8 protein-coding genes are annotated in these 14,829 nt (G+C 62.9%); 1 reads left to right on the top strand and 7 read right to left on the bottom strand.

The window, feature by feature from the left end:
* Positions 1-76 precede the first annotated feature (76 nt).
* From tuf to rpsL, 4 genes are read right to left on the bottom strand one after another with little or no spacing between them, the layout of a single operon-like run.
* On the bottom strand, positions 77-1,267 hold the full coding sequence (tuf, locus tag IVB46_RS04450; RefSeq protein WP_063982577.1) for an elongation factor Tu: 1,191 nt from the start codon (positions 1,265-1,267) through the stop codon (positions 77-79).
* Between the two features lie 40 nt (positions 1,268-1,307).
* Entirely contained in the window at positions 1,308-3,380 is a 2,073-nt protein-coding gene (gene fusA, locus IVB46_RS04445; protein WP_063982576.1) for an elongation factor G, read from the bottom strand.
* A 30-nt stretch (positions 3,381-3,410) separates the two neighbouring features.
* Entirely contained in the window at positions 3,411-3,881 is a 471-nt protein-coding gene (rpsG, locus tag IVB46_RS04440) for a 30S ribosomal protein S7 (RefSeq protein ID WP_063982575.1), read from the bottom strand.
* Between the two features lie 15 nt (positions 3,882-3,896).
* Positions 3,897-4,268: a 30S ribosomal protein S12 gene (rpsL, locus tag IVB46_RS04435; protein ID WP_007603006.1), complete on the bottom strand. Its 372-nt coding sequence runs from the start codon at positions 4,266-4,268 to the stop codon at positions 3,897-3,899.
* Positions 4,269-4,965: 697 nt separating this feature from the next.
* Between rpsL and IVB46_RS04430 the strand changes: the two genes are divergently transcribed.
* On the top strand, positions 4,966-6,219 hold the full coding sequence (locus tag IVB46_RS04430; RefSeq protein WP_247301693.1) for an NAD(P)/FAD-dependent oxidoreductase: 1,254 nt from the start codon (positions 4,966-4,968) through the stop codon (positions 6,217-6,219).
* Here IVB46_RS04430 and IVB46_RS04425 read toward each other — a convergent pair.
* The 3 genes from IVB46_RS04425 to rpoC all read right to left on the bottom strand — a co-directional run bounded on the left by IVB46_RS04425 (position 6,132) and on the right by rpoC (position 14,750).
* On the bottom strand, positions 6,132-8,165 hold the full coding sequence (locus tag IVB46_RS04425) for an ABC transporter ATP-binding protein (protein ID WP_247342151.1): 2,034 nt from the start codon (positions 8,163-8,165) through the stop codon (positions 6,132-6,134). The two genes, IVB46_RS04430 and IVB46_RS04425, sit on opposite strands and share 88 nt — an antisense overlap.
* 132 nt (positions 8,166-8,297) lie before the next feature.
* On the bottom strand, positions 8,298-10,361 hold the full coding sequence (locus IVB46_RS04420) for an FAD-dependent oxidoreductase (protein WP_247301691.1): 2,064 nt from the start codon (positions 10,359-10,361) through the stop codon (positions 8,298-8,300).
* 192 nt (positions 10,362-10,553) lie between these two features.
* Entirely contained in the window at positions 10,554-14,750 is a 4,197-nt protein-coding gene (rpoC, locus tag IVB46_RS04415; RefSeq protein ID WP_071912831.1) for a DNA-directed RNA polymerase subunit beta', read from the bottom strand.
* Positions 14,751-14,829 lie beyond the last annotated feature (79 nt).

The raw sequence follows: 14,829 nt of genomic DNA, 5'->3' as shown, positions 1-14,829 counted from the left end.
TCTCTCTTTAGTGGGGGGTGGCGAATAGCGAATAGCGAATGTCACACTCGCTACGCGCCAATCCCTATTCTCGTAATTACTCGATGATCGAGGCGACGACGCCGGCGCCGACGGTGCGGCCACCTTCGCGGATCGCGAAGCGGAGCTTCTCTTCCATCGCGATCGGCACGATCAGGTGCACTTCCATCGCGATGTTGTCGCCCGGCATCACCATCTCGGTGCCTTCCGGCAGATGCACGACACCGGTCACGTCGGTGGTGCGGAAGTAGAACTGCGGACGGTAGTTGGTGAAGAACGGGGTGTGGCGACCGCCCTCTTCCTTGGTGAGGATGTAGGCCTCAGCCTTGAACTTGGTGTGCGGCTTGACCGAACCCGGCTTGCACAGCACTTGGCCGCGCTCGACGTCCTCGCGCTTGGTGCCGCGGAGCAGCGCACCGATGTTGTCGCCGGCCTGGCCCTGATCGAGCAGCTTGCGGAACATTTCGACGCCCGTGACCGTGGTCTTCTGCGTGGCGCGCAGACCGACGATCTCGATTTCCTCGCCGACCTTGACGATGCCGCGCTCGACACGGCCGGTCACGACGGTGCCGCGGCCCGAGATCGAGAACACGTCTTCAACCGGCATCAGGAAGGGCTGGTCGACCGGACGCTCCGGCTGCGGAATGTACTCGTCGACGTTCTTCATCAGCTCGAGGATGGCGTCATGGCCGAGCTTCTTGTCGGAATCTTCGAGAGCGGCGAGCGCCGAACCCTTGATGATCGGGATCTTGTCGCCCGGGAAGTCGTACTTCGAGAGCAGCTCGCGGACTTCGAGCTCGACGAGCTCGAGGAGTTCCGGATCGTCGACCATGTCGCACTTGTTGAGGAACACGACGAGCGCGGGCACGCCGACCTGGCGGGCGAGCAGGATGTGCTCGCGGGTCTGCGGCATCGGGCCGTCAGCAGCCGACACGACCAGGATCGCACCGTCCATCTGGGCGGCGCCGGTGATCATGTTCTTCACGTAGTCGGCGTGGCCGGGGCAGTCGACGTGGGCGTAGTGGCGGTTCTTGGTCTCGTACTCGACGTGGGCGGTCGAGATGGTGATGCCGCGCGCCTTCTCTTCCGGCGCCTTGTCGATCTGGTCGTACGCCGTGAACGTCGCACCGCCGGTCTCGGCGAGGATCTTGGTGATCGCAGCCGTCAACGACGTCTTGCCATGGTCGACGTGACCGATGGTGCCGATGTTGCAGTGCGGTTTGTTACGTTCAAACTTTGCTTTGGCCATTTGACTCTCCGTTCAATCGTCAGTTCGAGACCGACGACAATCAGGCAAACTTCTTCTGGACTTCTGCCGACACATTGGCCGGCGCTTCTGCGTAGTGGTCGAACTGCATGGTGAAGGTCGCGCGACCCTGGCTCATCGAGCGCAGGTTGTTCACGTACCCGAACATGTTCATGAGCGGCACCATCGCGTTGATGACGTTGGCGTTGCCGCGCATGTCCTGACCCTGGATCTGACCGCGCCGGGAATTCAGGTCGCCGATGACCGAGCCGGTGTAGTCTTCCGGGGTCACCACTTCGACCTTCATGATCGGCTCGAGCAGGACGGACTTGCCCTTCTGCAGCGCTTCGCGGAATGCCGCGCGCGATGCGATTTCGAAGGCGAGCGCCGACGAGTCGACGTCGTGGTACTTGCCGTCGACGAGCTGAACCTTGACGTCGACCACGGGGAAGCCCGCGACGACACCAGAGCCCATCACGCTGTTGAGGCCCTTTTCGACGCCGGGGATGTATTCCTTCGGAACCGCACCGCCGACGATCTTGGACTCGAACTCGTAGCCCTTGCCGGGCTCGTTCGGCTCGACCACGATCGACACTTCCGCGAACTGACCGGTACCGCCGGTCTGCTTCTTGTGGGTGTACTTGACCTCGGCCTTCTTGGTGACGCGCTCACGGAACGCAACCTGCGGCGCGCCGATGTTGGCGTCGACCTTGTAGGTACGCCTGAGGATGTCGACCTTGATGTCGAGATGGAGTTCGCCCATGCCCTTGAGGATGGTCTGGCCGGACTCCTGGTCGGTCGACACGCGGAAGGACGGATCCTCCGCGGCGAGCTTCGCCAGTGCCACGCCCAGCTTTTCCTGGTCGGCCTTGGACTTCGGCTCGATCGCGATCTCGATGACCGGCTCGGGGAATTCCATCTTCTCCAGGATCACCTGCTTGTCGGGATCGCACAGCGTGTCACCGGTGCGCGCTTCCTTCAGGCCGGCCAGCGCGACGATGTCGCCGGCATAGGCTTCCTTGATGTCCTCGCGGTTGTTCGCATGCATCAGCAGCATGCGCCCGATGCGCTCCTTCTTCTCGCGCGTCGAATTCACGACACCGGTGCCGCTCTGCAGGACGCCGGAGTAGATGCGGCAGAAGGTGATGGTGCCGACGAACGGGTCGTCCATGATCTTGAACGCGAGCAGCGCGAGCGGCTCCTTGTCGTCCGCCTTGCGCACGACCTCGTTGCCGCGGTCGTCGGTGCCCTTGATCGCGGGCACGTCGATCGGCGACGGCAGATAGTCGACGACGGCGTCAAGCAGCGGCTGCACACCCTTGTTCTTGAAGGCCGAGCCGCACAGCACGGGATAGAACGCGCCGGTCAGCACCGCTTTGCGGATCAACCGCTTCAGCGTCGCTTCGTCCGGCTCCTTGCCGTCGAGGAAGGCAGCCAATGCATCATCGTCGAGCTCGACGGCGGCTTCCACCATCTTCTCGCGGTATTCCTTGGCCTGCTCGACCATATCTTCCGGGATGTCGACATAGTCGAACTTCGCGCCGAGCGATTCATCGTTCCAGATGATGCCCTGCATCTTCACGAGGTCGACGAGACCCTTGAAGTTGTTCTCGGCACCGATCGGAAGCTGGATCGCGATCGGCTTGGCGCCGAGGCGGTCAACGATGTCGGCCAGACACTTGAAGAAGTCGGCACCCGTCTTGTCCATCTTGTTGGCGAAGACGATGCGCGGAACCTTGTACTTGTCGCCCTGGCGCCAGACGGTCTCGGTCTGGGGCTCGACGCCCTGGTTCGAGTCGAGCACGCAGACGGCGCCATCGAGCACGCGCAGCGAACGCTCGACTTCAATGGTGAAGTCGACGTGGCCGGGGGTGTCGATGATGTTCAGGCGCTTGCCGGCCCAGAATGCGGTGGTGGCAGCCGAGGTGATCGTGATGCCACGCTCCTGCTCCTGCTCCATCCAATCCATCGTCGCGGCACCTTCGTGCACTTCGCCGATCTTGTGGCTCTTGCCGGTGTAATAGAGGATGCGCTCGGTGGTCGTGGTCTTGCCGGCATCGATATGCGCCATGATACCGAAATTGCGGTAGTTCTCTATGGCATGAACGCGAGGCATGGGTTGATCCTTAGATTCCGTGTTTCGCCGTTACCAGCGATAGTGCGAGAAGGCGCGGTTGGCTTCCGCCATCCGGTGCACGTCTTCGCGCTTCTTGACGGCGTTGCCGCGGTTGTTCGAGGCGTCGAGCAGCTCAGCCGAGAGCCGCTCGGTCATCGTCTTCTCGTTGCGATCGCGCGCGGCCGAGATCAGCCAGCGAATGCCCAGCGCCTGACGGCGCACCGAACGAACTTCGACCGGCACCTGGTAGGTCGCGCCGCCGACGCGGCGGGAGCGCACTTCGATCGTCGGCATGACGTTCTCGAGTGCCTGCTCGAACACGCCGAGCGGGCTCTGCTTGGTCTTGGCTTCGATGATGCCGAACGCACCGTAGACGATGCCTTCGGCGACCGACTTCTTGCCGGCGTACATCACCGAGTTCATGAACTTCGTGACGATGATGTTCCCGAACTTCGGATCGGGAAGAACTTCGCGCTTTTCCGCTGAGTGGCGACGAGACATTGAGCTGGTTCCCGCTTACTTCGGACGCTTCGCGCCGTACTTCGAACGACGCTGCTTACGGTTCTTGACGCCCTGGGTATCCAGAACGCCGCGGAGGATGTGGTAGCGCACGCCGGGCAAGTCCTTGACGCGGCCGCCGCGGATCATGACCACCGAGTGCTCCTGGAGGTTATGACCTTCGCCGGGGATGTAGCCGATCACCTCGAAGCCGTTCGTCAGGCGCACCTTGGCGACCTTACGAAGCGCCGAGTTCGGCTTCTTCGGGGTCGTGGTGTAGACGCGAGTGCAAACACCACGCTTCTGCGGCGACTGCTGCAGCGCCGGCACCTTCTTGCGCGACTTCTGCACTTCACGCGGTTGAGCGATCAGCTGGTTGATCGTCGGCATCCTGGCCTTACCCTTTGTTCTGCCGCGGTCCCCTCCGGGTCCGCTGTCTTGGCGCGGCCCGTTGCCGGATCCGCAATTCTTTTCGGGCCACCCGCCCGACGAGGTCGCCTCGCACGGAACAATCCGCACAAAGCGAAATTGCGCCAACCGCTCCATCACCGAGCGGAAAGCGTTACGACGCCACAGAGGACCGCAGTTTCAGGCCAATCAGCATAAAGCTGCGGCCCGCGCACCGAGGTCATGCATCCGAATTCGATCTCAAGAGAACGAGCTCAAGAGACCTAAAATCGCACTGGCATTGCCTAGCTATGATCGACAGCGTTTGAGCGGCATTCGTCGAGGTTGGTGCCCGTCTTAGCGATCCCTGAGGATCCGATCCTTGGGGATCTAATCCCTGCGGATCAACGGGTGGCCCGTTCCGACGCTGGCGATGCTCACCGCCTGTCGTTAAGTGAGGCGCTTTCTATAAGTGAGAGTCGGCCAAGTCAAGGTGAAACGACAGTCAGAAAACGCTTCTGCCACCTGACGAAATCGTTGTTTACCCGCACTCACCGCGCCTGCCGGATATGGGGACCGGACGCCTGTTCCGCCAGCCCAAAAACCATTTATACCCGGGCTAAATGTACTTTTATAACCCTTGCTAAGGCTTTTTTCCTGTTGATGCGTCAATCTGCCGCCTGCGGCAGAGATTTGCACCATGCGCTACACCGACATTGCCATTATCGGCGGGGGATTGTCCGGCTCGACCGCCGCCGCAATGCTCGGCCGCGCCGGCATTTCGACGGTGCTGATCGACCCGCATGAGAGCTATCCGGCGGACTTTCGAGTCGAAAAACTCAGTGGTCACGTCCAGGTCGAGCGATTCCTGAAGACCGGAATCGGAGAATCGGTGCTGCGCCGCGCGACTTTTGCCGGCGAAAACTGGATCGCTCGATTCGGCCGGTTGCTCGACAAGGCGCCGAGTCGGCAGTTCAACATCCTCTACGATTCGCTCGTCAACGCCGTCCGCGACGAGATCCCTGCTGGCGTCGAGCGCATCTGTGCAAAGGCGGTCTCGCTCTCGACGAGCCCGGAGCGGCAAAAGATCACGCTCTCCAATGAGGAGACGATCTCGGCCCGACTCGTCGTGCTCGCCAACGGCCTGAACGTCGGCCTGCGCCACCAGCTCGGCATCGCGCGAAAAGTCATCAGCGCCTGCCATTCGATCTCGATCGGGTTCGACGTGGTGCCGGCGGGGCGGAATTCGTTCGACTTCCCGGCGCTGACCTATTTCTCGGAACGGCCGAGCGACCGAATCCCCTACATCACGCTGTTTCCGACCGGTCCGCGGATGCGCGCCAATCTGTTCGTCTATCGCGGCGTCGACGACCCATGGCTGCGCGAATTGCGCCGCGCGCCAGCCGAGACGCTGAACGCCGCCCTGCCCCGGCTCAAGCGCATCACCGGCGCCTTCGACATCGCCGGCGAGATCAAGATCCGTCCGGTCGACCTCTATGTGAACGACGCAAGCGGCCAGCCCGGCCTCGTGCTGGTGGGCGATGCGTTCTCGACCTCCTGCCCCGCCGCCGGCACCGGCTGTGACAAGGTCTTCACCGACGTCGAGCGGCTCTGCAACGTCCATATCCCGGATTGGCTCGCCTCCGACGGGATGGACGGGGCCAAGATCGCCAGCTTCTACGCCGATCCGGTCAAGCGGGCCTGCGACCAATGGTCGGCGGCGAAGGCGTTCGAGTTCCGCTCAGTCTCGACCGCGACGAGTCCCTACTGGACCGCGCAGCGCTGGGCGCGCTTCATCGCTTGGTCAGTTCAAGGCTTGCTGCGGCCGCTCGGAGGAGCAATTCATCTGGAGCCGAACTTCCTCGGTCACGCCTCCTCGTCGTCCTCGTCCTCATCATCCTCGTCGAGGTCGTCTTCATCCTCGTCGTCATCGTCGCTGTCGTCATCGGCCTGAGCCGCGGCGCCATGCGGCTGATGGATCTGGTCGTTCCACAGCTTGCGATAGGTGCCGTTCCTGGCGAGCAGCTCGGCATGCGAGCCGCGCTCGATCGCCCTGCCCCCTGAGATCACGATGATCTCGTCCATCTCGACCACGGAGGTCAGGCGATGGGTCGACCAGATCATGGTGCGCCCCTTCGCGACCTTCAGCAGCGTACGGTTGATCGCGGCCTCGGTGGTCTGGTCGAGCGCCGAGGTGGCTTCGTCCAGCAGCAGCACGGAAGGATTACGGATGACCGCGCGCGCGATCGCGATGCGCTGGCGCTGGCCGCCCGACAGCGTATCGCCGCGCTCGCCGACCGGCGTGTCGTAGCGCTGTGGCAAGCTCATGATGTAGCGGTGGATCTCGGCCTTCTTGGCGGCGTCCTCCACCTCCTCGTCGGTCGCGCCTTCCTTGCCGAGCCGGATGTTCTCGCGAATCGACATGTTGAACAGCATGTTCTCCTGGAACACGACCGCCATGCTCCGGCGCAGCGAATCCAGCGTCACCTTGCGCACGTCGACGCCGTCGATGGCGACGCGCCCCTCGTTGGGCACGTACAGCCGCAGGATCAAATTGAGCAGCGTGCTCTTGCCGGAGCCCGAGGGGCCGACGATGGCGATGCGCTTGCCGGCGTTGAGCTTGAGGCTGAGATTGTCCAGCACCGGCGTCTGGCTGCCTTCGTACTGGAACGTCACGTGGTCGAAGGTGATGTCGTTGGTGATGCGCGGCAGATCGGGCGCGCCCGGACGATCGGCGCCGCGCGTCGGCTCGTCCAGCAGCTCCTGCATGTGGCGGATCGCGGCGGCCGAGGAGATCGACACCGGGATGAAGTGCATCACGTGGGCGATGTTGTAGGAGACCTCCCAGAACGCGCTCTCGAAGGTGACGAAGGTGCCGATGGTGATCTGGCCCTTGGTCGCCAGATAGGCGCCGATCGCGAGCACGACGAGGTGCAGCAGCAGCACGGAAATGGTGACCGTCCGCTCCACCATGGTCGACAGGAACGCAGCCGAAGCGATCTTGCGGCGGGTCTCGTCGTTGCGGAAGCTGAAGAAGCCGAACATCTTGCGTTGCAGGCTGAACGCCTTGATCACGGCCTGCGCGGCCACGTTCTCCTGCACCATGCCGAGCAGCGCGCTCTCGTTCTGCTTCTGCTCGTAATTGGCCTGCACCGCCTTCGGGGTGAGGATGCGCGGCCCGATCAGCGTGATCGGGAACACCAGCAGCGCGACCGCGGCGAGCTGCCAGTTCAGGAACAACATCAGGATGATGCCGGCGATCAATTCCAGGAACGGCAGCGCTGCACTGTTGGCGAAGGTCTTGACCGAGCCCTCGAAGGCCGAAAGGTCGACGGAAAAGCGCGACAGGATCTCGCCGCGCTTGGTGCGGCCGAAATAGGCCGCCGGCAGGTCCTGGACATGTTCGAACAGGCGCTTGCGGACGTCGGAGATGATGCAGGCAGCCAGCCTGGCGTCCCAGCGCTCGTACCAGACCGCCACGATCGAGGTGAAGATGCCGGCGACCGCGAGCACGCCGAGGATCTTGTAGAGCGCCTGGAAATCCTCCTCGCCGAGCGCGTCGTCGATCAGGTACTTCAGGCTGAGCGGCATGATGACGTTGAACAGCGTCTCGACGCAGACGCCGAACGCCACGAATGACAGCATCCGCTTGTAGTTGGACAGGAACGGCTTGACGAAACCCAGGATGGTCGCGAGCGCGCCTGCGGCCTCGCGCGCGGTAAAGACGACGAGTTCCTCGTCCTCATCGTCGTCGTCGAGCTCCAGCTCGTCATCCTCCTCGTCTTCGTCGTCCTCGTCGTCTTCGAGGTCCGGCTTGACTGGGACAAGCTTGTCGTCGAGCTCGGCCGCCTCTTCCGTGGCGAGTTTCTGTTTGTCGGGCGGGAGGGGCTTGGACGCCATGAAACCAACCGATGCTGACGGCCGGCATGACCGCGGAGAAAGCAGGAAATAGCGGCAACCGCTATCGCACCGATTCTATGCGATCATGACGAATTCGGCAAAGCAATTGGCTAGGCCGGTCCGATCCTGTCTCTAGTCGTCGTCCTCATCCTCGACCTTGTCGAAGAAGGAATAACGCAGGCTGTCGGCGTCGGCGTACCACTGGCCCGGGCCCTTGTTGGCGGCAAGCGTCGCCTCCCAGAGCGCATCGGTGCAGTCCTTGCGATGCATCGACAGGTCAAAGCCGTTGCCGAAGAACAGCTCGGACCATTCCCACCAGGTGCCGAGCTTCTTGACGCCGCGCAGCAGGTCATAGCGGTCGATCACCACCGAAGCCATGTCCGAGGTGATCGAGCCGAACACGAGGCCGGTCTTGACCACGCGGTTCAGTTCGCGGATCGCGCGGACCACCTGCTTCGGGGAAACATGGCAGAGGCTGGTCTCGAACACGAAGTCGAAGGCGCCATCCTTGAACGGCATGTCGGTGATCGAGCCGAGCTTGTTGTACTTCTTCAGCGCCTTCGGAGTCCTGGCGTGGATGGCGCGGTTGTTCTCGATGCCGAAGGCGTCGATGCCGCGATCGCGCAGCGCGCCGACCAATTCTCCGCTGGCCGAGCCCGCGACCAGCAGCTTGGCGCCCTTGGCCTTGCCCCAGACGATGCCGATCAGCTTGGCCAGATAATCGGGATCGGTGAAGTGGCGCCAGGCTTCGCTGTAGGGACCGAGGCCGCGATAATTCTCGAAATAGTCGCGGTCGATCTTGTCCGAGACCGGCTCGCCCTCCTCCTGAGCGCGCTCGCGGCGCAGGCGCATCATCTCGGTCAGGATGATGTCGGTCGCCGCGTCCGAGGAGTCGAGCAGACCGTTCAGCGTGGAGTCGAACAGATAATCGCCGACCACCACGATGCCGGGATGCTCCTTCGGCTCCGGCCGGTGATTGGTCATGACGTCGCGCACGGGCAGACCGCCGGGGATGGCGTTCACCGACGACAGCCAGCGGTGGATCTTGCCTTCCACGAAGTGCGAACGCGCATCGCCGAGCGAGGCGGGCAGCGATTTCAGTGCGGCGTCGATCAGCTCCTGATCCGACAAATTGGCGAAGGCCAGCGCGTCGGAGCCGGGAATCAGCCAGTTCAGCACGCCGTGCTTGCCAACGTCATGGCGCGCGCCCTCGTTGTAGACGCAGCAGCCGCCGAAGGCTTCCGACATGAACCAGGCGCCGGAAATCTTCTCGCCCCAGAACGGCGTGTCGAACAGGATCGAGACGCGCAGATAGTGCGCGGGACGATCGAAATACGAGACGTGCTTGACCATCGACTTACGGAGCTGCTCGCCTTCCCAGCCCATCGTCGCGAGCCACGAATGCGGCAGGCAGACCAGCACGAGGTCGAAGTCGCGCGTCTCCGGCCCCTTGCCGTTCATCATCTTGAGCTGGTAGCGGCCGGTCGGCGCCTTGCCGACGGTGAGCACGCGGTGATTGAGCTGGACGTCGGCGTTGACCTCTGACTGCAGGCACTCGATCAGCTGCTCGTTGCCGTTCTGGATGGAATAGAGGCCGATATAGCCGTCGACATCCATCAGGTAGTTCTTGAGCGCGTTGAGCCCGTTGGTGTTGTGGCTTTCGGTCGCGATGTCGGAGCGCGCCATCACCTTGAAGAAACGCTTCGCGGTTTCGTCCTCGACCTCCTCGTCGAGCACCTGCTCGGCGGTCTTGTAGGCCCAGGGATTCTCGTTGTCGTGCGCGCCGACGCCCTCGTAATATTCGATCGGCGTCATCGCCTCGGCGCAGCGGTTCCGGAACGCCTCGATCGCCGCCGCAGTCTTGGCGCCGTATTTGCGGCGCATGCCCGCGACGTCGTTGAGGAGCTCGCCGCCGAACTGCACCTGCTCGGCGTCCATCGGAATGGTCTGAAGTCCGAAATGCTGGATCAGCTCGCGCAACGGATCGGGACCGGTCATCGAGTAGTCGTAGATCTCGGCAACGCCCGCCTCGTACATCGCCGGCGCGGAATCGAATTTGCGCGTGACGATCTTGCCGCCGAGCCGGTCGGAGGCCTCGTAGATGGTGATGCGGCAGAGGTCGCCGAGCTTACGCTTCAAGTACCAGGCGCTCATCAGCCCGCCGGGGCCGCCGCCTACGATTGCGAGATCAAGCATATGAGTTCCGTGGTCTCCGGCCCTGCCCCCGTCACGGGACCACCGGTCTAACTTCCCTTAGCAGAAGCGCTTTTGCGCCTGAAGGAAAGATGAACAAAGGTTGATCCTGCACCGCAACAGGCAAACAAAGCAGCAAAAAGGCCGGCTTGCGCCGGCCTTTTCATTGTCCTCGGTATTCCTACGGATGAAGGATTATTCCGCAGGAGGCAGCGCAGGAAGCTCCGCTTCCGGCGCGGGCGACACGACGGCCGCCTGCTTCTCGCGCTCGTCCAGGATCAGCTTGTCGCGCTTCATCGCGACTTCGCGGATCTTGGCCATGGAGGCGCCGGTGCCCGCCGGGATCAGCCGGCCGACGATGACGTTCTCCTTGAGACCTTCGAGCGGATCGACCTTGCCGTTGACCGCCGCTTCCGTGAGGACGCGGGTGGTCTCCTGGAACGAGGCCGCCGAGAAGAAGGAGCGGGTCTGAAGGCTCGCCTTGGTGATGCCGAGCAGAACCGGCGTTCCCGTAGCGATCTTCTTGCCCTCTTCCTTCGCCTTCTCGTTGAGCGCGTCGAACTCGATCTTGTCGACCTGCTCGCCGGAGATCATGTCCGTATCGCCCTGGTCGGTGACTTCCACCTTCTGGAGCATCTGACGGACAATCACCTCGATGTGCTTGTCGTTGATGAGCACGCCCTGGAGCCGGTAGACTTCCTGGATCTCGTTGACCAGATAGGCCGCGAGCTCCTCGATGCCCTTGACCGCCAGGATGTCGTGCGGCGCCGGGTTGCCTTCGACGATGAAGTCGCCCTTTTCGACGACGTCGCCGTCCTGAAGGTGGATGTGCTTGCCCTTCGGGATCAGGTACTCGCGTGCCTCGTCGGTCTTGTCCATCGGCTCGATCGAGATGCGACGCTTGTTCTTGTAGTCGCGTCCGAACCGGATGGTGCCCGAGATTTCGGCGATGATCGCCGCATCCTTCGGACGCCGTGCCTCGAACAGTTCCGCCACCCGCGGCAGACCGCCGGTGATGTCACGCGTCTTGGCGCTTTCGGTCGAGACACGGGCGAGGATGTCGCCCGTATTGACCTTGGCTCCGACGTCGACCGAGAGAATGGCATCGACCGACAGCATGTAGCGGGCATCGCCGCCACGGGCGAGCTTGAGCACCTTGCCGTCCTTGCCCTTGACCACGATGGCCGGACGGAGGTCCGCACCGCCGCGGGTCGAGCGCCAGTCGATGACCACGCGCTTGGCGATACCGGTGGCCTCGTCGAGCGTTTCCGAGATCGACTGCCCCTCGACCAGATCCTCGAAGCCGATGGTACCTTCGACTTCGGTGAGCAGCGGACGGGTGTAGGGATCCCACTCGACGATGCGCTGGCCGCGCTTGACGGTGTCGCCCTCGTCGACGTGCAGGCGCGAACCGTACTGGATACGGTGCGTCGCACGCTCGGTGCCGTCGGCATCGACGATCGCGATCACCATGTTGCGGACCATCGCGACCAGGTGACCTTCGCTGTTGCGGGCGATGGCCTTGTTCCTGATCACGATCTTGCCGTCGAAGTTGGATTCGACGAACGACTGCTCGTTGAGCTGCGCCGCACCACCGATGTGGAAGGTGCGCATGGTCAGCTGGGTGCCGGGCTCGCCGATCGACTGCGCCGCGATGACGCCGACGGCTTCACCGTGGTTGACCGGCGTGCCGCGGGCGAGGTCGCGGCCGTAGCACATGCCGCAGATGCCGTTGACGAGCTCGCAGGTCAGTGCCGAGCGGATCTTCACCTCCTGCACGCCACCCTGGTGGATGGCATCCAGATGGCTCTCTTCCATCAGCGTACCGCGCTTGATGATCACCTTGCCCGAGCTGTCACGCACGTCTTCGCAGGCCGTACGGCCGAGGATGCGCGAGCCGAGCGAGGCAACCACGGTGCCGGCATCGACGATGGCGCGCATCTTGATGCCGAGCTTGGTGCCGCAGTCGTTCTGCGTGATGATGCAGTCCTGCGCCACGTCGACGAGACGACGGGTCAGGTAGCCCGAGTTCGCGGTCTTCAACGCGGTGTCCGCGAGGCCCTTACGGGCACCGTGGGTCGAGTTGAAGTACTCGAGCACCGAGAGGCCTTCCTTGAAGTTCGAGATGATCGGCGTCTCGATGATCTCACCCGACGGCTTGGCCATCAGGCCGCGCATGCCGGCGAGCTGGCGCATCTGGGCCGGCGAACCGCGGGCACCGGAGTGAGCCATCATGTAGATCGAGTTGATGTCGGCATCCGCCCCGCTCGCCGTCTTCTTGGTCGAGGAGATCTCCTTCATCATCGCCTTGGCGATTTCTTCCGTGGCCTTCGACCAGGCGTCGACGACCTTGTTGTACTTCTCGCCATGGGTGATCAGACCGTCGTTGTACTGCTGCTCGAAATCCTTCGCCAGCGTACGGGTGGTGTCGACGATCTTCCACTTGGAGTGCGGCACGACCATGTCGTCCTTGCCGAACGAGATGCCGGCCTTGAACGCGTTGTAGAAGCCGAGCGCCATGATGCGGTCGCAGAAGATCACAGTCTCCTTCTGGCCGCAGTGACGGTAGACCTGGTCAATGACGCCCGAGATTTCGCGCTTGGTCATCAGCTTGTTGATGATCTCGTACGAAATCCGCGGGTTCTTCGGCAACAGATTGCCGAGCATGACGCGGCCCGCGGTGGTCTCGATCCAGCGCGTCGAGACCTTGCCGGTCTCGTCCATGCCCTGCCACCGATACTTGATCTTGGTGTGGAGGTGGATGACCTTCGCGTGCAGCGCGTGCTCGAGCTCGGCCATGTCGCCGAAGATCTTGCCTTCGCCGGGCAGGCCTTCGCGCATGATCGAGACGTAGTAGAGACCGAGCACGATGTCCTGCGACGGCACGATGATCGGCTGGCCGTTCGCCGGATGCAGGATGTTGTTGGTCGACATCATCAGGACGCGCGCTTCCAACTGCGCTTCGAGCGACAGCGGAACGTGCACGGCCATCTGGTCGCCGTCGAAGTCGGCGTTGAACGCGGCGCAGACCAGCGGATGCAGCTGGATCGCCTTGCCCTCGATCAGCACGGGCTCGAACGCCTGAATGCCGAGACGATGCAGCGTCGGTGCGCGGTTGAGCAGCACCGGATGCTCGCGAATGACCTCGTCCAGGATGTCCCAGACCTCGGGCCGCTCCTTCTCGACCAGCTTCTTCGCCTGCTTCACGGTGGTGGACAGGCCCTTGGCGTCAAGCCGCGAGTAGATGAACGGCTTGAACAGCTCGAGCGCCATCTTCTTCGGCAGGCCGCACTGATGCAGGCGCAGTTCGGGACCGACCACGATCACCGAACGGCCCGAATAGTCGACGCGCTTGCCGAGCAGGTTCTGACGGAAGCGGCCCTGCTTGCCCTTGAGCATGTCGGCGAGCGACTTCAGCGGACGCTTGTTGGCACCCGTGATGACGCGGCCGCGGCGGCCGTTGTCGAACAGCGCATCGACCGCTTCCTGAAGCATGCGCTTCTCGTTGCGGATGATGATGTCCGGCGCGCGCAGCTCCATCAGCCGCTTCAAGCGGTTGTTGCGGTTGATGACGCGGCGGTAGAGGTCGTTGAGGTCCGAGGTCGCGAAGCGGCCGCCGTCCAGCGGCACCAGCGGACGCAGGTCCGGCGGAATCACCGGAACCACGGTCATGATCATCCATTCCGGCTTGTTGCCGGAGTGGCGGAACGCTTCAACGATCTTCAGGCGCTTGGCGAGCTTCTTGTGCTTGATGTCGGAGTCGGTCTCCTGCATCTCGAGGCGCAAGGTGGCTTCGAGCTTCTCGAGGTCCATGCCCTTGAGCAGCTCGCGGATCGCTTCTGCGCCGATCATGGCGGTGAAGGAATCCTGGCCGTACTCGTCCTGCGCCTTCAGATACTCGTCTTCCGACAGCAGCTGACGGTCCTTCAGCGCGGTGAGACCCGGCTCGAGCACGACGTAATATTCGAAGTAGAGGATCCGCTCGAGATCCTTCAGCGTCATGTCCAGCAGAAGGCCGATGCGCGAGGGCAGCGACTTCAGGAACCAGATGTGCGCGACGGGGGCCGCGAGCTCGATATGGCCCATGCGCTCGCGCCGGACGCGCGACAGCGTGACCTCGACCGAGCACTTCTCGCAGATGATGCCCTTGTACTTCATGCGCTTGTACTTGCCGCACAAGCACTCGTAGTCCTTGATCGGCCCGAAGATGCGGGCGCAGAACAGGCCGTCGCGCTCGGGCTTGAAGGTACGGTAGTTGATGGTCTCCGGCTTCTTGATCTCGCCGTAGGACCAGGACAGAATCTTCTCAGGAGACGCGATCGAAATCCGGATCTGGTCGAAGACCTGAGCCGGAGTCGTCGGGTTGAAGAGATTCATAATTTCTTGGTTCATCGTCTTCTCCTCGCGTGCCGGTCGCCTACGGCCGCAAATTCGAAAATCACTCAATCGGGGCGCCCTGCCCTCAAGGCCT

Origin of the sequence: Bradyrhizobium sp. 61, assembly GCF_023073075.1 — a bacterium.
GTDB classification, from domain to species: Bacteria; Pseudomonadota; Alphaproteobacteria; order Rhizobiales; family Xanthobacteraceae; genus Bradyrhizobium; species Bradyrhizobium barranii.
This window is presented reverse-complemented; position numbering and strand designations above follow the sequence as displayed.

Excerpts from the sequence above, each read along its gene's own strand:
- tuf (WP_063982577.1), bottom strand. The coding sequence starts at position 1,267 with ATGGCCAAAGCAAAGTTTGAACGTAACAAACCGCACTGCAACATCGGC.
- fusA (WP_063982576.1), bottom strand. The coding sequence starts at position 3,380 with ATGCCTCGCGTTCATGCCATAGAGAACTACCGCAATTTCGGTATCATG.
- rpsG (WP_063982575.1), bottom strand. The coding sequence starts at position 3,881 with ATGTCTCGTCGCCACTCAGCGGAAAAGCGCGAAGTTCTTCCCGATCCG.
- rpsL (WP_007603006.1), bottom strand. The coding sequence starts at position 4,268 with ATGCCGACGATCAACCAGCTGATCGCTCAACCGCGTGAAGTGCAGAAG.
- IVB46_RS04430 (WP_247301693.1), top strand. The coding sequence starts at position 4,966 with ATGCGCTACACCGACATTGCCATTATCGGCGGGGGATTGTCCGGCTCG.
- IVB46_RS04425 (WP_247342151.1), bottom strand. The coding sequence starts at position 8,165 with ATGGCGTCCAAGCCCCTCCCGCCCGACAAACAGAAACTCGCCACGGAA.
- IVB46_RS04420 (WP_247301691.1), bottom strand. The coding sequence starts at position 10,361 with ATGCTTGATCTCGCAATCGTAGGCGGCGGCCCCGGCGGGCTGATGAGC.
- rpoC (WP_071912831.1), bottom strand. The coding sequence starts at position 14,750 with ATGAACCAAGAAATTATGAATCTCTTCAACCCGACGACTCCGGCTCAG.